21 protein-coding genes and 1 riboswitch are annotated in these 20905 nt (G+C 58.0%); of the genes, 2 read left to right on the top strand and 19 right to left on the bottom strand.

The genetic code is table 11. The features are described 5' to 3' along the window. Window positions 1–16: 16 nt before the first annotated feature. The 19 genes from hisF to BUB44_RS09765 form a co-directional block, all read right to left on the bottom strand. Window positions 17–778 (bottom strand): imidazole glycerol phosphate synthase subunit HisF, encoded by a 762-nt coding sequence (hisF, locus tag BUB44_RS09675; protein ID WP_073165702.1) that lies wholly within the window; start codon window positions 776–778, stop codon window positions 17–19. Further along, a complete protein-coding gene (hisA, locus tag BUB44_RS09680) occupies window positions 772–1518 on the bottom strand; it encodes a 1-(5-phosphoribosyl)-5-[(5-phosphoribosylamino)methylideneamino]imidazole-4-carboxamide isomerase (protein WP_073165705.1) in 747 nt (248 codons plus the stop codon). Before hisA ends, hisF begins: the two co-directional genes overlap by 7 nt. Then, window positions 1512–2123 (bottom strand): imidazole glycerol phosphate synthase subunit HisH, encoded by a 612-nt coding sequence (gene hisH, locus BUB44_RS09685; RefSeq protein WP_073165708.1) that lies wholly within the window; start codon window positions 2121–2123, stop codon window positions 1512–1514. Before hisH ends, hisA begins: the two co-directional genes overlap by 7 nt. 26 nt (window positions 2124–2149) lie before the next feature. Continuing rightward, window positions 2150–2740, bottom strand: coding sequence for an imidazoleglycerol-phosphate dehydratase HisB (hisB, locus tag BUB44_RS09690; protein ID WP_027356405.1), 591 nt, complete (start codon window positions 2738–2740; stop codon window positions 2150–2152). Next, complete coding sequence (gene hisC / locus BUB44_RS09695) at window positions 2715–3833, bottom strand: histidinol-phosphate transaminase (RefSeq protein WP_073165711.1); 1119 nt, start codon at window positions 3831–3833, stop codon at window positions 2715–2717. Before hisC ends, hisB begins: the two co-directional genes overlap by 26 nt. Then, on the bottom strand, window positions 3826–5136 hold the full coding sequence (gene hisD, locus BUB44_RS09700) for a histidinol dehydrogenase (RefSeq protein WP_073165715.1): 1311 nt from the start codon (window positions 5134–5136) through the stop codon (window positions 3826–3828). The genes hisC and hisD overlap by 8 nt, the downstream gene beginning before the upstream one ends. Window positions 5137–5246: 110 nt before the next feature. After that, the gene (locus BUB44_RS09705; RefSeq protein WP_073165717.1) at window positions 5247–5561 is read right to left on the bottom strand and encodes a YerC/YecD family TrpR-related protein; all 315 of its coding nucleotides are present in this window, start codon (window positions 5559–5561) and stop codon (window positions 5247–5249) included. Between the two features lie 186 nt (window positions 5562–5747). Beyond that, a complete protein-coding gene (purD, locus tag BUB44_RS09710; RefSeq protein WP_073165718.1) occupies window positions 5748–7028 on the bottom strand; it encodes a phosphoribosylamine--glycine ligase in 1281 nt (426 codons plus the stop codon). Between the two features lie 23 nt (window positions 7029–7051). Then, a complete protein-coding gene (purH, locus tag BUB44_RS09715; protein ID WP_073165719.1) occupies window positions 7052–8584 on the bottom strand; it encodes a bifunctional phosphoribosylaminoimidazolecarboxamide formyltransferase/IMP cyclohydrolase in 1533 nt (510 codons plus the stop codon). 12 nt (window positions 8585–8596) lie between these two features. Then, window positions 8597–9211: a phosphoribosylglycinamide formyltransferase gene (gene purN / locus BUB44_RS09720; protein WP_073165721.1), complete on the bottom strand. Its 615-nt coding sequence runs from the start codon at window positions 9209–9211 to the stop codon at window positions 8597–8599. Window positions 9212–9226: 15 nt separating this feature from the next. Continuing rightward, a complete protein-coding gene (gene purM, locus BUB44_RS09725; RefSeq protein WP_073165723.1) occupies window positions 9227–10273 on the bottom strand; it encodes a phosphoribosylformylglycinamidine cyclo-ligase in 1047 nt (348 codons plus the stop codon). Between the two features lie 13 nt (window positions 10274–10286). Then, window positions 10287–11693: an amidophosphoribosyltransferase gene (purF, locus tag BUB44_RS09730; RefSeq protein ID WP_073165724.1), complete on the bottom strand. Its 1407-nt coding sequence runs from the start codon at window positions 11691–11693 to the stop codon at window positions 10287–10289. A 50-nt stretch (window positions 11694–11743) separates the two neighbouring features. Further along, on the bottom strand, window positions 11744–12448 hold the full coding sequence (gene purC / locus BUB44_RS09735; RefSeq protein ID WP_073165725.1) for a phosphoribosylaminoimidazolesuccinocarboxamide synthase: 705 nt from the start codon (window positions 12446–12448) through the stop codon (window positions 11744–11746). A gap of 24 nt (window positions 12449–12472) precedes the next feature. Next, the gene (gene purB / locus BUB44_RS09740; protein ID WP_073165731.1) at window positions 12473–13765 is read right to left on the bottom strand and encodes an adenylosuccinate lyase; all 1293 of its coding nucleotides are present in this window, start codon (window positions 13763–13765) and stop codon (window positions 12473–12475) included. After that, complete coding sequence (purE, locus tag BUB44_RS09745; protein WP_073165746.1) at window positions 13762–14295, bottom strand: 5-(carboxyamino)imidazole ribonucleotide mutase; 534 nt, start codon at window positions 14293–14295, stop codon at window positions 13762–13764. Before purE ends, purB begins: the two co-directional genes overlap by 4 nt. Before the next feature lie 23 nt (window positions 14296–14318). After that, entirely contained in the window at window positions 14319–15695 is a 1377-nt protein-coding gene (locus BUB44_RS09750) for an NCS2 family permease (RefSeq protein WP_073165751.1), read from the bottom strand. A gap of 129 nt (window positions 15696–15824) precedes the next feature. Next, window positions 15825–15935: riboswitch (guanidine-I (ykkC/yxkD leader) on the bottom strand. Window positions 15936–16016: 81 nt separating this feature from the next. Next, complete coding sequence (gene guaA / locus BUB44_RS09755; protein WP_073165752.1) at window positions 16017–17561, bottom strand: glutamine-hydrolyzing GMP synthase; 1545 nt, start codon at window positions 17559–17561, stop codon at window positions 16017–16019. A 44-nt stretch (window positions 17562–17605) separates the two neighbouring features. After that, window positions 17606–18163 carry a hypoxanthine phosphoribosyltransferase gene (gene hpt, locus BUB44_RS09760; protein ID WP_073165753.1) on the bottom strand — a complete coding sequence of 186 codons (558 nt, stop codon included), beginning with the start codon at window positions 18161–18163 and terminating at the stop codon, window positions 17606–17608. Window positions 18164–18270: 107 nt separating this feature from the next. Further along, entirely contained in the window at window positions 18271–18972 is a 702-nt protein-coding gene (locus BUB44_RS09765) for a hypothetical protein (RefSeq protein ID WP_073165754.1), read from the bottom strand. 206 nt (window positions 18973–19178) lie between these two features. Here BUB44_RS09765 and BUB44_RS09770 point away from each other — a divergent pair, with 206 nt between their 5' ends. Beyond that, on the top strand, window positions 19179–19511 hold the full coding sequence (locus BUB44_RS09770; RefSeq protein ID WP_073165758.1) for a nucleotide pyrophosphohydrolase: 333 nt from the start codon (window positions 19179–19181) through the stop codon (window positions 19509–19511). 7 nt (window positions 19512–19518) lie between these two features. Next, the gene (locus BUB44_RS09775; protein ID WP_073165760.1) at window positions 19519–20889 is read left to right on the top strand and encodes a DUF1015 domain-containing protein; all 1371 of its coding nucleotides are present in this window, start codon (window positions 19519–19521) and stop codon (window positions 20887–20889) included. Window positions 20890–20905: the final 16 nt, after the last annotated feature.

Here is a 20905-nt window from a genome sequence, read left to right on the forward strand (position 1 = left end):
TCATAGTGTACCCCGATCAAGTCAGTCGCACGGGTACTCCCTTCTCTTTAAGATATTCCTTCACCTGCCGGATGGAATACTGGCCAAAGTGGAAAATGGAAGCCGCCAGGGCAGCATCGGCCTCACCGGCAGTCAGCACCTCGGCAATATGCTCCAGGGTGCCCGCTCCACCGGAAGCTATTACCGGAATATTTACTGCCCTGGCCACAGCGCGGGTTAACTCCAGGTCATAACCGTCTTTTGTACCATCCCTATCCATACTGGTAAGCAGGATCTCTCCCGCACCCAATCCTTCTACCTGCCGGGCCCACTCCACGGCATCAATCCCGGTGGGTGTGCGCCCGCCGTGAATGTACACTTCCCATTTACCCGGTGCCACCTGGCGGGCATCAATGGCCACCACAATGCACTGGCTGCCGAATTTCTGGGCCGCATCCGCAACCAGACCGGGGTTTTTTACCGCCGCGGTGTTGATGGACACCTTGTCCGCTCCAGCAGATAAAATGGAACGGATATCTTCCAGGGAGCTTATTCCTCCTCCCACGGTGAATGGGATGAATACCTCCCCCGCCGTACGGTATACCATATCCAGAACCGTTTTACGGCCCTGGGCTGAAGCTGTGATATCCAGAAAGACCAGCTCGTCGGCCCCCTCCCGATCGTAAAAGGCGGCCAGCTCGACGGGATCCCCGGCATCCCGCAGGTTAATAAAATTGGTTCCTTTTACCACCCGGCCATCGGTCACATCCAGGCAGGGAATAATACGCTTGGTCAACACACCTGCCCCTCCAATTCTTCACTGGTAATTTCCAGGGCATCCCGTAAATTAATGGCACCCTGGTAGAGAGCCTTGCCGATGATTACCGCTTCCACCCCTAGAGGCTCCATAGCCTTTAGTGCCCGCAGGTCGGAAAGGCTGGAAACCCCGCCGGAAGCAATAATTTTCAATTGCGTGGACCGGGCTACTTCTTCTACCACGGCCAGGTTCGGACCTTTCAGCGTCCCGTCCCGCCAGATATCGGTAAACACCACCCGTTTGATTCCCAGGCTCTTCATCTCGCTGGCCAGGTCCAGGGCATTCTTTTCTGCCGTCACTCCCCAACCTTCAATAGCCACTTTGCCATTGCGGGCATCGATACCGACCACGATGGACTCTCCGTACCGGCTGCAGGCTTCCGCCACCAGACCGGGATTGATAATTGCCACCGTGCCCAGGATGACGCGGGCAGCCCCCATATCCAGCAACTGCTCGATTACCTTCATGTCCCGGATGCCTCCCCCCACCTGCACGGGTATGCGCACAGCTGAAAGGATACCCCGGATCATTTCCCAGTTTTTGGGCTCCCCGGTAAAAGCCCCATCCAGGTCCACCACATGCAGCCAGCGGGCCCCCTGATCCTCCCAGAGACGGGCTACAGCAACGGGATCATCGGAGTACACCGTTTCCCTGTCCAGCCGCCCCTCAACCAGTCGCACACATTTGCCTGCCCGCAGGTCAATTGCCGGGATAATCAACATTTGGCCACCAACTCCCCAAAGTTTTGCAAAATTTTTAGCCCCAGGGTGCTGCTCTTTTCCGGGTGAAACTGGATGCCAAAAACGTTACCCCGATTGACCATGGAGGTAAAGGGCTGCCCATAGGTAGTTACCCCCGCCACCAGGTCCTGTTCCCCCGGGTCCACATAATATGAATGTACGAAATAAAATTGCGCCCCATCGGAAATCCCCCGTGTTAAGGGAGTCTCCTTTTGAAAATATACGCTGTTCCACCCCATATGGGGAATTTTGACTCCCCAGCGAAGGCGGCGTACCCAGCCGGGGAAAATACCCAGCCCCGGCGTTGAGCCAAATTCCTCACTTATTTCAAACAGGAGCTGCAGCCCCAGGCATATACCCAGAAAAGGCTTACCCGCAGCAAGCGCCTCTTTAACTGCCCGGTCCAGGCCGGCAGCTTTAAGATTTTCCATGGCGTCCCGGAAAGCCCCCACGCCCGGCAGGACTATCCCCCGGGCCTGTCCCACCCGGGCCGGTTCCTGTACCACCTCAGCCCTGTAACCTACTTTTTCAAAAGCTTTCTGCACGCTCCGCAGGTTTCCCATTCCATAATCAATAATAGCAATCAAAACTTTACTCCTCCCCCGCCATTACCCTACAGCAACCCTTTCGTGGAAGGCACTCCTGCCATCCGGGGGTCCAGGGCGACGGCAGCTTTCAAAGCCCGGCCCAGGGCCTTAAAAATGGCTTCAATAATATGATGGGTGTTCCGGCCGGCCAGGAGGCGCACATGCAGGGTAAATTCCCCGTTCATGGCCAGGGCCCGCAGGAATTCTTCCACCAGCTCCGTATCAAAATCTCCCACCCTGGGTGAAGGCAGGGAAACTTCACAGGCCAGATAGCCCCGGCCGCTCAAGTCCACTGCCAGAAGCACCAGGGCCTCATCCATGGGTAAAAGGGCGTGCCCGTAACGGCTGATGCCTTCTTTATTACCCAGGGCCTCCTTTAATGCCCGCCCCAGGCAGATGGCCGTATCTTCCACCGTATGATGGGCATCCACTTCCAGATCCCCCCTGGCCTCCAGCTCCAGGTCAAAGCCGGCATGCCGGGTGAACAGGCAGAGCATGTGGTCAAGAAAACCAACCCCCGTTTTTACCCGGTAAATGCCCTGACCATCCAGGTTCAGCCGAACCTGGATTTCCGTCTCTCCGGTGCGGCGCTTAACTCCGGCCACTCTCTGCTGCAAATTTATTTTCTCCCACCTCCTGCAACCCCAAAATCATTTTTAACTTTTCCAGGAATAGCCGGTTTTCATCTTTTTTTCCAACAGTTACCCGCAGGCATTGTTCCACCCCGGGTCCATGTACGTTGCGAATTAATATACCGTTCGCCAGCAGTTCCTGGTATACCTGCTCAGCTGGCCGCCGGGTGCGAAAAAGAATAAAATTGGCTGCGCTGGGATAAACCTCGACCCCGGGCAGGGCAGCCATTTCCCGGTACAATTCCTCCCGGTCCTGCCGAATCTGCCCGATCAGCCGGTTAAATTCTTCCCGGTGCTCCATGACCTTACAGGCAGCCAGCTGGGAAAAAGAGTTCAAATTGAAAGGCTGTTTGGTGCGCAGCAACTGTTTAATTACTGCCGGATCGGCCAGCAAATAACCAACCCGCAGGCCGGCCAACCCGAAGGCTTTGGAAAAGGTGCGCAGAACCACCAGGTTGGGGTATTCCCGCAAAAGGGGTATGCTGCTTTTCCCGCCAAATTCCTGGTAAGCCTCGTCCACCACCACCAGGGCACGGGTGTTCTTCAGTATTTCAGCCACCTCTTCCAGCGGGGTGGCGTTCCCGGTAGGGTTGTTGGGAGAGCACAGGAAGATGACCCTGGTTTCAGGATGTCCGGCTGCGGCGATAATAGCCGGCACATCCAGGGCAAAATTCTCCCTGCGGGGTACGTCAACCGGCCTGGCTCCTGCTATCCGGGCGTGTACCCCGTACATGGAAAAGGTGGGAGGGGTGATAATCACCCGGCCTCCAGTACCAAAAGTTAAAAGCAGCGTAAGGATTAATTCATCGGAGCCGTTACCTGCCAGGATGCCTTCGGCCGGTACACCGGTGTATGCGGAAAGCCGGGCCACCAGTTCGCCGGCCAGGGGATCGGGATAACGGGTCACGGTAAGGTTCACCAGTTCCCGCCCGATTTCCTCCCGGACAGCCGGCGGAAAATCATAGGGGTTCTCATTGGCATCTAGTTTAATTACATTATGGTGGATGTGTACTTCATAGGGCACCAGCCCTTCCAGGTCCGGACGTACCAGCAAGGCGGGATTAAAGGCATCATTCATTGTTCTCACTCCCCCGGCAGGCCCCGCTCAACCTCACTTCTATGGCCCTGGCATGGGCATCCAGCCCTTCCACCCGGGCCAGGCGGATAACGCTGGGGGCCATTTTCAGGAATGCGTCCCGGGAGCAGGAAATGACGCTGATCCTTTTTAAAAAGGCGTCCACCCCTAGGGGGGAGTAAAAACGGGCGGTACCTCCTGTGGGCAGAACATGGCTGGGGCCGGCCAGATAATCTCCCAGCGGCTCTGAAGCATAGGTCCCCAGGAAAACCGCTCCCGCAGCAGTAATGCGTCCCAGCCAGGAAAAGGGCTCCCTTACCATCAGTTCCAGGTGTTCCGGAGCAATGCGGTTGGCCAGAGCAACGGCCTGGGCAATGTCCCGGGTCAAAATAATAGCCCCGTGACTGGCCAGGGAACTGGCGGCAATTTCCCGCCGCGGCAGAACGCCGAGCTGGCGCTCCAGTTCCTCCCTGACGGATTGTGCCAGCCGCCGGTCCGGGGTGAGAAGCATGACCCGGGCCAGGGTATCGTGTTCGGCCTGGGAAAGCATGTCTGCGGCTACATAGCGGGGATCAGCCGTATCGTCAGCAATTACCAGGACTTCACTTGGCCCCGCCAGCATATCTATGTCCACCAGGCCGAAAACCTGCTGTTTGGCCAGGGTAACATAAAGGTTTCCCGGACCGACGATTTTGTCCACGGGCCGGATGGTTTGTGTACCATAGGCCAGGGCGGCTATGGCCTGTGCCCCGCCCACCCTGTAAATTTCCGTTACTCCTGCCACACTGGCCGCTGCCAGGATATACGGGCTGATTTTCCCCTCGCGGTTGGGGGGTGTAACCATCACAATTTCTTTAACCCCGGCCACCCGCGCGGGAAGGGCATTCATCAGCACCGAAGAAGGATAGGCCGCCGTACCACCAGGCACGTAAATCCCTACCCGGGACAGGGGCCGAACAAGCTGGCCCACCAGAAGGCCTCCCGCATCCGGCTCCATCCAGGAACCGCTCAGCTGGCGCCGGTGGTATGCAGTGATATTTCTCGCAGCTAAGGCCAGATCCTCTAAAAAGCTTTCTTCAACCCGGTCTTTGGCCTCCTGAATTTCTTCCGGTTTAACTTTAAGTTCCCCGGGAGTAAGGGTAACCCCGTCAAAAAGGACCGTATAGCGGCACAGAGCCTGGTCCCCGCTCTCCCGTACCCCGGAAAGGATCTCCCTTACCCTGGCAGCAGCTTCTTCCTGACCGGCCGGATGACGGGTCAGGTGCTGTTCCAGAGCCGGATCGTCAGCAGAAAAAATTTTAATCAACCGCCAGTCCTCCTTTTAACCTGCCCGGAGTCCATCTAACTCCACTGCTTTAACTAGTTAAATTGTTATTATGATATCATAATAAATTTACGGGGCCTTTATGTCAATACTTACTTCTGCCTGTTCTGATCCCCACCGGCCAGCCGGGCCAGAACCAGTTTATAACCGTCGGCTCCGTAATTCAGGCAGCGCTTAACCCGGCTGATGGTGGCCGTGCTGGCTCCCGTTTGAGCGGCGATTTCCGTATAGGTACGGTTTTCCTGCAGCATCTTGGCTACGGCCAGGCGCTGGGCCATGGCTTTAAGTTCGGCAACGGTGCAAATATCCTCGAAAAACTGGTAGCATTCATCCACATCCCGTAGTGTAAGGATCGCTTGAAATAACTCGTCCAGTGACGGGTCCTTCAGTTTACCCGAATATGCCATTGGCCACTCCCCCTGGTCTTATTCAGATTATTCCCAAAGGGAACAGGGTTCTTTCCAGTAGACTTCGACAGGCGGGGAAAAAATCCTTTTCTTCTTTACAAAATTAAAGGGGCACCTTCATCCTCCGGTACCCCTGAAAATTCGAATAGAGCCGGGTCATTTACCTCCAGTTGCTGCGCTTTAATATTACAGGAGCTGCGCCCGTAGCCCCAGGGCTTTGTGCCCGATATCCCTGCGGTAGTGCATGCCTTCAAAGTGTATTTTTTCCACGGCGGCATAGGCCTTCTCCATAGCCTCGGGCAGGGTTTCCCCCGCAGCGGTTACCCCCAAAACCCGGCCTCCGGCGGTAACCACCCGGCCTTCCTCCATGGCCGTGCCGGCATGAAAGACCACTACATCCGGAGGTACCTGTTCCAGGCCGGAGATGGGATAACCCTTGCGGTAGGCGCCGGGGTAACCTCCTGAGGCCAGCACCACGCACACGGCCGAGCCTGGCCGCCAGCGAATTTCCTTCCCTGCCAGGTTTCCCGACAGCACGGCTTCCATAATTTCTACCAGGTCGGTTTCCAGAAGCATGAGCAGGGGCTGGGCTTCCGGGTCACCAAAGCGGGCATTGAATTCCAGGACTTTGGGACCTTCGCCGGTGACCATTAGCCCTGCGTAAAGCACCCCCCGGTAAGGCCGCCCTTCGGCAGCCAGGGCCCTTACCGCAGGGATAAGGATATCCTCCAGAACAACCCGGTAATTTTCCGGCGTTAAGACGGGAGCAGGAGCATAGGCACCCATACCGCCGGTATTGGGACCCCGGTCGCCGTCGTATACCTGCTTGTGATCCTGGGCAGGCAGCAGGGGATGGACTGCTTCCCCATCGGTAAAAGCGAGAACGCTCACCTCCTGGCCGGTAAGGTATTCCTCCACCACCACCTGCCTGCCGGCATCGCCAAAGGCGCCGTCCACCATAATCTCTTTTACCGCCTGCAGGGCTTCTTCCACCGTCTGGCAGACAATTACTCCCTTACCCGCAGCCAGCCCGTCAGCTTTGACCACACAGGGAGCGTTTAGCTGCCTGATGTAGCCAGCCGCCTCGCCGGGATCGGTGAAGGTGGCAAAACGCGCCGTGGGAATACCGTACCTGGCCATGATTTCTTTGGCCAGCACCTTGCTGCTTTCGATGGCAGCGGCACGGGCGGTGGGGCCGAAAATGGCCAGTCCTGCCCGGTTAAAGGAATCCACAATGCCCCGGGCCAGAGGACCTTCCGGTCCCACCACCGTCAGGTCAATTTTTTCCTCCCTGGCAAAAGCCACCAGGGCGGGGATGTCCTCCGCCCCGATGGGCACGCAGCGGGCCAGGGAAGCAATACCGGCATTGCCCGGGGCACAGTAAATCTCCTTCACGCGGGGGCTTTGTTTTAATTTCCACACCAGGGCGTGCTCCCGGCCGCCGCCGCCCACCACCAGCACTTTCATGTATCCAGTCCCTCCATTTGGCACTAATGTTTGAAGTGGCGCATACCGGTGAAAACCATGGCAATACCGTGTTCGTTGCAGGCGGCGATGGATTCCTCATCCCTTACGGAACCTCCGGGTTGAACAATGGCTGCAATCCCGGCTTTAGCCGCCTCGTCCACCGTATCCCGGAAGGGGAAAAAGGCGTCGGAGGCCAGTACCGCACCCCTGGCTTTCTTGCCCGCCTGTTCCAGGGCAATCCGGGCTGCACCCACCCGGTTCATCTGCCCCGCTCCCACACCGATAAGCTGGCGGTTCCTGGTAATTACTATGGCGTTGGACTTGACGTGTTTAACCACGGCCATGGCGAAGGCCATTTCGGCCAGCTGCTCCGCGGTGGGCTGTTTTTCCGTAACCACCCGGACCTCATCGGGGCGGGTGAGTTCCAGATCGGCCTCCTGAATGAGTAACCCGCCGTTAACCTTGCGGATATCCAGCCGGTCGCTGGAAGGGCCGGTCAGGGGGCCGGTTTTCAAAAGGCGCAGGTTGGCCTTCCGGGCCAGAATATCCAGGGCTTCCGGAGTGAAATCAGGAGCAATTATGGCTTCCAGGAATATGGAGGCCATCTGCCTGGCCGTTTCCTCATCCACCGTACGGTTGCAGGCCACAATGCCACCAAAGGCAGACACGGGGTCGCCTTCATAGGCCAGGCGGTAGGCTGTGGCCAGCTCATCGGCACTGGCCGCCCCGCAGGGGTTGTTGTGCTTGATAATTACCACGGTGGGATCGATGAATTCACGCACCAGTTCCAGCGCGGCATTGAGGTCAAGGATATTATTAAAGGAAAGTTCCTTACCGGAGAGTTGTACGGCATTGGCCACACAGGGGCCGGTAACGGTGGGATCGCGGTAAAAGGCGGCTTTCTGGTGGGGATTTTCCCCGTAACGCAGGGGCTGGACCAGTTCAACGGAAATGTGCCAGGCCGGCGGGAAGGTCTCATCCCCCTGGCTTTGCTTCTGCAGGTAAGCAGCAATGGCGCTATCGTAAGCCGCAGTATGGGCAAAAGCCTCCCGGGCCAGTTCCAGGCGCAGCTCCGGGCTGATATTCCCTTCTGCCAGGGCTTTGAGCACCTGGGGATAACGGGCTGGATTAACCACCACCAGCACGTAACGGTGGTTTTTTGCTGCTGCCCGGACCATGGCCGGCCCGCCGATATCGATGTTTTCAATGGCTTCCTCCAGGGTTACTCCGGGACGGGCAATGGTTTCCCTGAACGGGTACAGGTTGACGGCTACTATATCAATGGGCGTAATGTGATGAGCCTCCAACTGGTTCAGGTGTTCCGGAGTACGCAGGGCCAGGATACCTCCGTGAACGGCAGGGTGCAGCGTTTTCACCCGGCCGTCCAAAATCTCCGGAAAACCGGTCACTTCCGAGATATAAGTAACAGGCAGACCGGCTTCTTTCAGGGTCCGGGCGGTTCCCCCGGTGGAAACGATTTCCACCCCCAGTTCGACAAGCCCCCGGGCAAAATCCACCACCCCTGTTTTATCCGAGACGCTGATCAGGGCACGCATATTGAACCTCCTTCACGACTCCTTAATATATACCCGCTTGCCCCTCAATTCCAGCCGGCCAGCGGCATATAGAGCTATGGCTTCGGGATAAATGCGATGCTCCTGCTCCAGAATGCGGTCGGCCAGAGTCTCGGGGGTATCGCCGGCTAATACCGGAACCACGGCCTGCAGGATGATGGGGCCGGTATCCATCCCTTCATCTACAAAGTGCACCGTACAGCCGCTGTACCGGACGCCGTATTCCAGGGCGCGCTGCTGGGCGTGCAACCCGGGAAAAGCCGGTAAAAGGGACGGGTGAATGTTCATAATCCGGTTGGGGAATGACTCCAGCATTACCCTGCCCACCAGGCGCATGTAACCGGCCAGGCAGACAAGTTCAACCTGGTGTTTTTTTAGCGTGTCCACAATGGCTTCCTCATAAGTATGTTTATCGGGAAATCGGGCCGGGTTAATATGAATGGCCGGTATGCCGCGGAGGCGGGCCCGTTCCAGGGCTCTGGCCTCCCCGTTATCACTGATCACCACCACCACCTCGGCCGCCAGTTGCCCGGCGTCAATGGCGTCCAGGATGGCCTGGAGATTGGAGCCCCTTCCTGAAGCCAGGACGCCCAAACGTAATATTTTCATATACCTCCCCCCGACTCAAACATATTTTACTTCCCGCTCGCCCCCGGCTATTTCACCCACGAGGTAGGCTTTTTCACCCCTTTGCAACAGGTATTCCAGCACAGCACCGGCCTGCTCCTCCGGAACAACCATCACCAGGCCCAGGCCCATATTGAAGGTACGCAGCATTTCTTCCTCCGCTACCCGTCCTATGGACTGGATGAGGGAGAATACCGGAGGTACGGGCCAGGACCGGCGCTCCACAACCGCCGCTGTACCCCGGGGCAGGATGCGGGGTATGTTTTCGGTAAGACCGCCACCGGTTATATGGGCCATCCCCCGGATGTCGAACTGTTCCAGCAGCGGCAGCACCGTGCGAACGTAAATACGGGTGGGTTCCAGCATTTCCTCGCCCACCGTGCGCCCCAGATCCTCGTGGTAGGTTTCCACGCCGTACCCGGCCACCTCCAGCAGCACCCGCCGGGCCAGGGAATAACCGTTGCTGTGCAGCCCGGAAGAAGGAAGGCCGATCAGCCGGTCGCCGGGGCGGATGGAAGAGCCGTCGATAATGCGCTCCCTTTCCACCACTCCCACGGCAAACCCCGCCAGGTCGTACTCCCCGGGAGCATAAAAGCCGGGCATTTCCGCTGTTTCCCCGCCGATCAGGGCACAACCGGCCTGCCGGCAGCCCTCGGCCACACCGGATACAATTGCCGCCACCTTTTCAGGCACGAGCCTGCCCACGGCCAGGTAGTCCAGGAAAAACAGGGGCTCGGCTCCCTGGACCAGAATGTCATTGACGCACATGGCCACGGCATCTATACCAATGGTATCATGACGGTCCATGAGCATGGCAATTTTCAGCTTGGTACCCACTCCATCGGCGCCGGATACCAGAACCGGGTGGCGATAGCGGGTGGTGTCCAGGGCAAAGAGCCCTCCAAATCCCCCGATTTCCGCAAGCACTTCCGGGCGGAAGGTGCTGCGTACGCTCTCCTTCATTAACTCCACCGCCCTGTTGCCGGCAGCGATATCCACTCCCGCTTCGGCATACGTAAGCCCCTGCTTCTTTTCCGGGGACACAGCGCCTCGCCTCCTATTCCAGGCTGAATTTTCCCGCTTTTCCGGACTGCGTTACGGCTACCGGGTAATCTCCTGTAAAACAGGCGGTACAAAAGTCGTCACGTCGTTCACCAAAAACCGATAGGAGACCATCAATACTCAGGTAATACAGGCCGTCGGCATTGATCAGGCGACGAATCTCTTCCAGGGGCATGCGGGCAGCCACCAGTTCCTCCTCGTTGGAGGTATCAATACCGTAATGGCAGGAGTGCACCACGGGAGGAGAAGAGAGACACAGGTGCACCTCTTTCACCCCGCAGTCCCTCAGCATGGCGATCAATTTGCTGCTGGTTGTGCCCCGGACCAGGGAGTCATCCACCATGATCACCCTCTTGCCGGCCAGCACATCCCGGATGGGGTTGAGCTTCAGCCTCACTCCCAGGTCCCGCAGGTCCTGGGTGGGCTGAATGAAAGTCCGCCCGATATAGCGGTTTTTCATCAACCCCTCTTCAAAGGGTATCCCCGAGGCTTCAGCATAACCCCGGGCAGCGGCTATCCCGGAATCCGGAACGGGGATGACCAGGTCGGCATCTATGGCATATTCCCGGGCCAGCTGCCGCCCCATCTCCCGGCGCACCCGGTTGACGTTGAAGCCGTCCATCAGGCTGTCGGCCCGGGCAAAATAAATATATTCAAATATACAGTGGGCCCGCCGGCGGGGCAGCACACCCTGCAGGCTGGCCAGACCGTTTTCATCAATGATCACTATTTCCCCCGGGGCCACATCCCGCACCCAGCGGGCACCCACGGTATCCAGGGCGCAGGATTCCGAGGCCACCACATGGCCTCCGCCGGGGAGGGTGCCCAGGCAAAGGGGACGAAAACCGTGGGGATCCCGCACTGCCAGGAGTTTATCGCCGGTGAGGATGACCAGGGAATAGGCCCCCTTGAGGTCAATCATACACTTCATGATGGCATCGACCAGACTGGCCTGGCCGTAACGGGCAAGGAGATTGACAATAACCTCGCTGTCGGTGGAGGTCTGAAAAACAGAACCCGTGGAAGCCAGCCTGGCCCTTAATTCACCGACATTGGTCAGGTTACCGTTGTGGGCCAGGCCCAGCATGCCCCCGGCATAGCTGAAAACCAGGGGCTGGGCATTTATAGGTGAACTGGAACCCGTGGTCGAATAACGCACATGGCCGATGGCTATATGGCCCTTCAATTCATTCAGATCCCTTTGCTGAAACACCTCCGGCACCAGCCCCATGGCCTTGTGCAGCCGCAGCTGCCTGCCGTCACTTACGGCCATGCCGGCGCTTTCCTGCCCGCGGTGTTGCAGGGCATACAACCCATAATAAGTGAGGCGGGCCACATCCTTTCCGGGGGCGTAGATCCCGAAAACACCGCATTCTTCCTTTGGTTTGTCCTTCCACCACATTCCTGCGGTTCGCACCGTTCTCCCTCCCCCCGTTTTTGCGGCCGGCCGGTTTAACCAACCAGCCGGCGCCAAACTTCCTGATAGGCCTCCTCAACACCGCCCAGATCCCGGCGGAAACGGTCCTTATCCAGCTTTTCCTTTGTCCGGGTATCCCAGAAACGGCAGGTATCCGGAGAAATTTCGTCTCCCAGGAGAATTTTTCCTTCATGGCGGCCGAATTCCAGTTTAAAGTCCACCAGTTCCAGGTTCCGCGGGGTCAGGTATGAGCGCAGGATTTCGTTGACCGACAGGGCTACTTTTTTAATGGCGCTCATTTCTTCCCCGGTGGCCAGATTGAGCACGGCAATATGATCGTCATTTATCATGGGATCGCCCAGTTCATCACTTTTATAGTAATACTCCACCACCGGGCGGGGAAGGGCTGTACCCTCGTCCATCCCCAGGCGCCTGGCCAGGCTCCCGGCAGCTATGTTGCGGACCACCACTTCCACCGGGATGATCTCCAGCGCCCGGACCAGCATTTCGCGCTCGCCCACCTGTTTCACAAAATGGGTGGCAATTCCTTTTCCTTCCAGGAGACGGAAGAAGTGGGCTGAAATTTTGTTATTTAACTCGCCCTTGCCGGAAATGACACCCTTTTTCAAACCGTTGAAGGCGGTGGCATCATCCTTATATTCCACCAGGTAGACACCGGGATCGTCTGTGCGGTATACCTTCTTGGCTTTGCCTTCGTAAAGCAATTCTCCCTTTTGCATGCCAATCCTCCCCATTGAGCAAATTTAAAGGCCGAAACGCCGGTAGATGTCGTCAACGTGACGCAGGTGATAATCATAGTTAAACAGGGACTCTATTTCCCGGGAGGTGAGAACAGAAGCAATATCCGCATCCTCCATCAAAAGCTCCTTAAAGCTGACGCCTTCCCGCCAGGAGCGCATGGCGTTGCGCTGAACCAGCTCGTAGGCCCGCTCCCGGGACAGGCCTTTTTCTACCAGGGCCAGGAGCACCCGCTGGGAAAACAGCAGGCCGTGGGTGCGCTCCAGGTTCCGGCGCATTTTCTCCGGGTATACCAGGAGATTCTTCATGATGGCCGTCATCTTGTGGAGCATATAATCAAGGGTGATGGTGCTGTCAGGAATGATCACCCGTTCCACCGAAGAATGGGAAATGTCCCGCTCATGCCAGAGGGCCACGTTTTCCAGGGCAGCCAGGGCATTACCCCGCAGGATTCGGGCCAGGCCGCTGATGCGCTCGGCGGTGATGGGATTGCGCTTATGGGGCATGGCTGAAGAACCCTTCTGTCCCCTGGCAAAGTATTCCTCCACTTCCAGGATATCTGTACGCTGCAGGTTGCGAATTTCCGTGGCAAACTTGTCCAGGGAGCTGCCGATGACGGCCAGGGTGGTCATAAACTCGGCGTGACGGTCCCGCTGAAGGATCTGGGTAGAAATCCGGGCCGGACGCAGGCCCAGGCGGCGGCAGACATGGGCTTCCACCCGGGGATCAACATTGGCATAAGTACCCACCGCTCCGGAAATTTTGCCCACGCTGATCACATCGACGGCCCGCTTCATGCGTTCAATATTCCGCTCCGTTTCGGCCACCCAGAGGAGCATTTTCAGGCCAAAGGTAATGGGCTCCGCGTGCACGCCATGGGTGCGTCCTATCATCAGGGTATGGCGGTGCTCTTTAGCTTTCTCCAGGAGCACCTCCCGGAGCTCTTCCAGGCGCTTCAAAATCTGCTGGCCGGCTTCCTTCATCAGCACGGCCAGGGCCGTGTCCAGTACATCGGAGGAGGTGAGGCCCAGGTGGATATACCTGGCTGCATCGCCCACATACTCCCCCACACAGGTGAGAAAGGCAATGACGTCGTGGTTGACCACGGCTTCTATTTCTTCAATCCGCTTGACGTTAAATCGAGCCCGCTCCCGGATTTGCCGGAAGGCTTCCTCCGGGATGAGCCCCATTTCGGCCATGGCTTCGCAGGCATAGATTTCCACCTCGAGCCACTTGCGGAACTTGTTTTCCTGAGACCAGATGGCTTTCATTTCCGGCAGGGTGTAACGCTCGATCATCCCTTAGCCCCTCCCATTTGCTCCAGATAACCGGCCACACCCAGTTCCTCAAGCCGTCGGGCTTTTTCCTCCACCGCCCGGGCCAGCTCCTCCTTGTAGCGCTGCACCTTTTCCCGCACCTCCGGGTTGCTGGCGCCGATAATCTGAGCCGCCAGGATAGCCGCATTCCGGGCTCCGTTGATGGCTACCGTGGCCACGGGAATACCCGGGGGCATCTGGACTATGGAATAAAGGGCGTCCACCCCGTTTAAGGGGCCGCTTTTAATGGGCACGCCTATGACGGGCAGAGGAGTGTGGGCGGCAATAACCCCCGGAAGGTGGGCGGCCACACCGGCGGCAGCGATGATCACCGCCAGGCCCCGTTTTACTGCCGAGCGGGCGTATTCGGCGGTGAGCTCCGGCGCCCGGTGGGCAGAAGATATTTTCACTTCACAGGGCAGGCCGAATTTCTCCAGCATGTCCACGGCCTCTTTCATCACGGGCAGGTCGGAGTCGCTGCCCACAACGATGCCAACCAGCGGTCTGGTCATGGTTTCACCCCATATCTACAAAATTAGTGTTCGGCCAGGAACAGATAGCGGGCCAGCACCAGAATAGTGAGGATCCACATCAGCCAGTGCACTTCCCGGGTCCGCCCGCTTACCACCTTGAGCAGGGTGTAAAAGATGATCCCGGCGGCAATACCGTTGGCAATGCTGCCGGTAAAGGGCATCAGGACTATGGTCAAGAAGGCCGGCATTCCCTCGGTGAAGTCTTCAAAGTTAATTCCCTTGATGGCCTGGGCCATGAGCAGGCCGACGATGATCAGCGCCGGGGCGGTAGCCGCTCCCGGTATCAGGCCGGCAATGGGCGCCAGGATCAGGGCCAGCAGGAATAAAATACCCGTGGTTATGGCCGTAAGACCGGTGCGGCCACCTTCGGAAATACCGGCCGCACTTTCAATGTAGGCGGTAACGGTACTGGTACCCATGAGGGCACCGAAAGCCACCCCGCAGGCATCAACCATCATGGCCCGGCCCAGACGGGGGGACTGGCCATTTTCATCAAGAAGCCCGGCCCTGCCCGCGGTACCGACCAGGGTACCAAAGGTGTCGAACAGCTCGACAAAAGTGAAGGTGAAAACCACCGTCCAGATACCCACGCTTAATGCCCCGGCCAGATCTAGCTTGCCCACCGCCAGGCGGGAAAAGTCAGGCAGGGCAAAGGGCTGGAAATTAGCCGGTACCTGGGTAACGCCCAGGGGAATGCCGATGAGGGTGGTGAGGATAATCCCCAGAAGCAGGGCTCCCTTGACCCTCTTGGCCATCAGCAGGGCGGTTATGACCAGCCCGATCAGGGCCAGCAGAGCAGTGGGATTGGCAAAGCTACCCAGGAAAATGTTCCACTCAAAGAAATGCAGGGTGGCGATGCCGCCCTCCCGGGAAAGGGCTTCCATGGTGGGCGGGATTACCGGGCCGGCTTTAATGACCATGAATTCAGCCATCTTCAGGCCCAGCATGGTGATGAACAGCCCGATGCCGGCAATTATGGCCTGCTTGATGGAATTGGGAACTGCTACCACCAGCAACTGGCGGACCCGGGTGGCGGTAAGGATAATAAAGATGATGCCGGAAATGAACACCGCACCCAGGGCCACCTGCCAGGGCATACCCACGTGCTGGGCGGCCACGGTAGCAAAATAGGCGTTCAGGCCCATGCCGGGCGCCAGGGCAATGGGGTAATTAACCAGCAGACCCATGGCGATGGTAATCAGGCCGGCGCTGACGGCAGTAGCGAAAAAAACGGCGTTTTTGTCCATGCCGGTGGCGGCCAGAATGTTGGGGTTGAGGAACAGGATATAGGCCATGGTCATAAAGGTGGTCAGCCCGGCAATAATCTCCGTGCGCACACTGGTATTGTACTGGCGCAGTTTAAAAAATTTTTCCAGCACTTCTTATCTCCTCCTTCAAAACTGGATTATGGCTTGTCCCGGCAGCCCTGCTTCCCCGCTGCAAACGTCCCGCACCCCGGACCAAACAAAGAACCCAGGCGGGCAGGTTTCCATGGGTGTGAGAAACCTACCGCCTGGGCTTTTCTCCCTGCCGGTGTAACCCGGAAAAGAACTCCTCCGGGCCTGTACCGCTCGGACCGAACCACCCTTTCCGGGTGTGGAACCCTAGGTACACTTTCTCGGGCTTTATTTTTCACGGGAAATATATCCACCCTTCAAGGGTATCTTAGCAAGGCAGGAACGCGGTTGTCAATAACCTTTTTACTCCCATTCAATGGTGGCCGGCGGTTTGGAAGTAATGTCGTAAACCACCCGGTTTACCCCTGCCACTTCGTTGACGATGCGGCTGGATATGCGCTCCAGCACCTCATAGGGCAGGCGCACCCAGTCTGCTGTCATGCCGTCCTGGCTGTGGACGGCCCGCACCGCCACGGTATAGGCATAGGTCCGGCCATCCCCCATCACTCCCACGCTGCGCAGGTCGGGCAGCACGGCAAAGTACTGCCAGATCTGCCGGTGCAGGCCGGCCTGGTAAATTTCCTCCCTGACAATGGCGTCGGCGTGGCGCAGGATCTCCAGTTTTTCCGGGGTAACTTCCCCCAGTATACGCACGGCCAGCCCCGGCCCCGGGAAAGGCTGGCGCCACAGCACCTCTTCGGGCAGCCCCAGCTCACTGCCCAGCTCCCGCACCTCGTCTTTAAAAAGCCAGCGCAGGGGTTCTATCAGTTCCAGATGCATGTTCTCGGGCAGGCCGCCCACGTTGTGGTGGGACTTGATAACCGCCGCCGTGGCCGTGCCGCTTTCCACCACGTCGGGATACAGGGTTCCCTGGACCAGGAAGTCCACCTCGCCCAGCTTGGCGGCCTCCTCCTCAAAGACCCGGATGAATTCCTCGCCGATGATCTTGCGTTTTTGTTCCGGGTCGGTTACTCCCTTCAGGCGGCCCAGAAAACGCTGGCTGGCGTCCACATGGATCAGCGGGATGTGAAACTTCCCCCGGATGACTTCAACCACCTGGGCGGCCTCGCCCCGGCGCAGCAGCCCGTGATCCACAAAAATGCAGGTCAACCTGTCGCCGATGGCCCGGTGAACCAGCACGGCAGCCACCGAGGAATCCACGCCCCCGCTGATGGCGCAGATGGCGCGCCTGTCCCCAACCCGGGCGCGGATTTCCCTGATGGACTCTTCAATAAAGGAGCCCATGGTCCAATTGCCCTGGCAGCCGCAAACGTCATAAAGGAAGTGGCGCAGGATGTCCTGGCCCCTGGGTGTATGGATGACTTCCGGGTGAAACTGGACGGCATAAAGCTTGCGCTTCCGATCGGCCATGGCGGCCACGGGAGCCTGCTCTGTGCGGGCGACGACCTCAAACCCCGGCGGTGGGGCTTCCACCCGGTCGCCGTGGCTCATCCAGCACTGCTCAACAGGCCCCAGGCCGCAGAACAGGTCCCGGCTGTCAATTATCTCCAGGTCGGTTTTGCCGTACTCGTGGTGTTCGGCCCGGGTGACGACCCCTCCCAGCTGCCTGGTCATCAATTGCATCCCATAGCAAATGCCCAGGATGGGTATGCCCAGATCATATATGGCCGGATCCACGGCAGGTGCTCCCGGCTGGTAAACGCTGGCCGGCCCCCCGGAAAAAATTATTCCCCGGGGCCGGTGCCCCGTTATTTCTTTAAGAGGCGTGTTATAGGGAAGCATTTCACAGAAAACCCTCAGTTCCCGGATGCGGCGGGCAATGAGGTGACTGTACTGCCCCCCGAAGTCCAGGACAATAACCATCTCCTGCCGGTCTTGAATGGACATGGTGTGGATAACCTCCCGGTTCCAGAGCTTAAAAAATATCCGGTTTAATTATCGCCCTCTTTTTTACCGCTGTAGACTTCCCGTTTTAAAACCAGAATATCCCGCAGGTGGCGGTAGCGGCCGTCGTAATCCAGGCCGTAGCCGACCACAAACTCATCGGGGATCACGAAACCATTGTAATCAACCTGCACATCAACCTTGCGCCGGCTGGGCTTGTCCAGGAGAGTGCAGATCTTCAGGCTGGCCGGCCCGCGGGTGAGCAGGTTTTCCCGCAGGTAGTTCAGCGTCAGGCCGGTGTCGACAATATCCTCGACGATCAGCACGTCCAGCCCCTCGATATTCTGCTCCAGGTCCTTTAATATGCGCACCACCCCTGAAGACTCGCTGGAGGCACCGTAACTGGAAACGGCCATAAAGTCCAGGCGTACCGGGATGGTCAGACAGCGCACCAGGTCGGCCATAAAAATGACGGCGCCCTTCAAAATGCCGACCACCAGCAGCTCCTTCCCCGCATAGTCCCGGGAAATTTCCTCCCCCAGCTCACGCACCCGCCGGGCAATCTCCTCTTCGGTAATCAGTACCCTTTCCATATCTCCGTGCAAGTAAAATCACTCCTGAAAATAAAAAATGCAGCAGCAGTGCCGCTCACTGAGAAATCCTTAATTTATAATAAAAGAAAAATGGGGCAGCGTCAATTATTCGTCGAAAATTATACCGGCGGGTTGATCTGCATCTCCCGGTCATAATCCCACAGCTTCAGGCCCACCGAAAGGCCCGCTTTATTATCCGGCCCCCTGGCCTCCAGGACAGCCTGGCGAATGCGGTGGTCCCCGGGATCAATCCATAACTTGCAGTAAAAATCCGTGTATTTCAATTCCAGGTAAGAATTGTCCAGAAGGGGCTGGCATTCCAACACCAGCATCTGCCTGTCCTCCAGTTTTTCCCTGCCCCCGTAGCGGGCTCCGGCCACATCTTTAAATTTTAAGAAACCCAGGGGGTTAAATTCGGCCACAAACAGCTCCGATTGGGCCAGGTGGTTTCCCTCCAGGGTGAGCCAGTTCCGGGTCCACAGATCCCGCATGTAGGTGGTATCCCCCACCTGGATGAACTCCACGGGGCTGTTGTACATGGTGCCCTTGATATGTATGCGATCCGGAGCCTGCCGCTCCCCTTCCACCCGGCTGAGAACCCCGTCCTCGCCCAGCCTGGCTTCCACCCGGTAGCGAAAACTTTTGCTGGAGGCCGTTTTCTCCAGGGCTTCCGCCAGCAGCTGTTCGGGAGCTATTTCCGGCTCGGGAGCCAGTCCCCCCCTCAGTCCCCAGAGAGCCAGTAAGAAAAGAAGCAGGCCCAGAACAAATAACAGGTACTTGCGGCGCAAGATCAGCCAGCGCGGGCCGCGTGCCGGTTCCAAGGCTTTTCCCTCCTTCCTGCTGTGTAAACAATATGTTCCGGCAGGGGAAAATATGACCATCTCTTGAATAATATGGCCCTTACCTATGAAACCCGCATAAATAGCTCTTTTCACCTGGAGTCCGGCGGGTTATAATGGCAGAGGTAAGAACCGGTTAAAATCACTGTACGAAACGCCTTAAAAATATGAACGTGGGAGAGATTGGTGTGGAAATCAGGGAAATGCAGCAGGAAGTGGACCGCTGGATCAGCCAGTTTGAAGAAGGCTACTGGCACCCCCTGTCCATGCTGGCCCGCCTGACCGAAGAGGTGGGCGAGCTGGCCCGGGAGGTCAACCATTTATACGGCCAGAAACCCAAAAAACCCGGGGATCCCCCGGGAGACCTGGCCCTGGAGCTGGCCGACGTGCTTTTCATCATCGTTTGCTATGCCAACTCCCTGGGCATTGACCTGGAAGATGCCTTTCTCCGCATGATGCAGAAATACCGGCAGCGGGACAGCAACCGCTGGACGAGAAAAAAACAGCCAGACAAGGAGTGAGAAAAAATTGGCCCAAATCAAACCCTTCAGGGGGTTGCGCTATGCTCCCGGCGTGGGACCTCTGGCCGATCTGGTAACCCCCCCTTACGATGTCATTGACGCAAAAGCTCAGGACGGCTACTACCAGCGCCACCCATACAACATCATCCGCCTGGAATACGGGAAGGTTTACCCCGGTGATAACGAAAACAACAACCGCTACACCCGGGCGGCGGCTGATTTTAACGCCTGGCTGGAAAAAGGCGTGCTGGTGCCGGACAAATCACCGTCCCTCTACCTGTACGAGCAGGAATTCGATGTGGGGGGCAGGCGCCTGGTGCGCAGCGGGATGTTCTGCGCCGTGAAGCTGGAACCCTACGAGAAGGGCGTAATCCTGCCCCATGAAGAAACCCTGCCCAAGCACAAGGCCGACCGTCTGGACTTGATGCGGGCCTGCCGGGCCAACTTCAGTCCCATCTTCGGCCTTTATGCCGATGAGGAAATGACCGTGGACGGCCTCCTGAGGGGGGAAAGGAACCGCCGGCCCGATCTGGAGTTCACCGATGAAAACGGCCACGGTCACCGGATGTGGGTAATTTCAAATCCCGCAATTATTGAGCAGGTGCAGCAGGCCATGGCCGGCAAGCGCGTCTACATTGCCGACGGCCACCACCGTTACGAAACTGCCCTGGCTTACAGCCGGGAAAGGCGGCGGGAAGAAGGCGACCCGGAAGGCGCAAGGCCTTACGATTACGTGATGATGACCCTGGTCAACCTGTACGACCCCGGCCTGGTGGTGCTGCCCACCCACCGCCTGGTGCGCAATGTGGTCAACCTGGATGTGGATAAACTCCTGGGCAGGATTCAGGAACACTTCCAGGTGGATGCCTTCCCCCTGGCTCCCGACCGCAGCAATTTTACAGGCTTCATCAGGGAACTGGCCTCCCGGGGAGGCTTCACCGGGGACGTCCGGCCCGCGGCCGACCCCCGCACCCGCCGCCATTGTTTCGGCCTGTACTGCGGCAGCGGGCGGCTGTACTTCCTTACCCTGCGGGATGAAGGGGCATTAACCCGCCTGATGCCCGCTGATCATTCCGCCGCCTGGCAGGGGCTGGACGTTTCGGTGCTGCATCACCTGATCCTGGACCGCCTGCTGGGCATCGGTGGCGAACAGAGGGCCAAAGAAAGCCACCTTACCTACACCAGGGAAGAGGTGGAGGCACTGAAAGCCGTGGATGAAGGTGAATACCAGCTGGCCTTCTTTTTAAATCCCACCCTGGTGGAGGAAGTCACGGCTGTAGCCGCCAGCGGTGAAAAAATGCCCCAGAAATCCACCTTCTTCTACCCCAAGCTGATTACCGGCCTGGTTATCAACCCCCTCTTTGCAATCAACAACTAGAGGGCCAAAATAAAGG

It is taken from the genome of Desulfofundulus australicus DSM 11792, assembly GCF_900129285.1.
Lineage (GTDB): Bacteria > Bacillota > Desulfotomaculia > Desulfotomaculales > Desulfovirgulaceae > Desulfofundulus > Desulfofundulus australicus.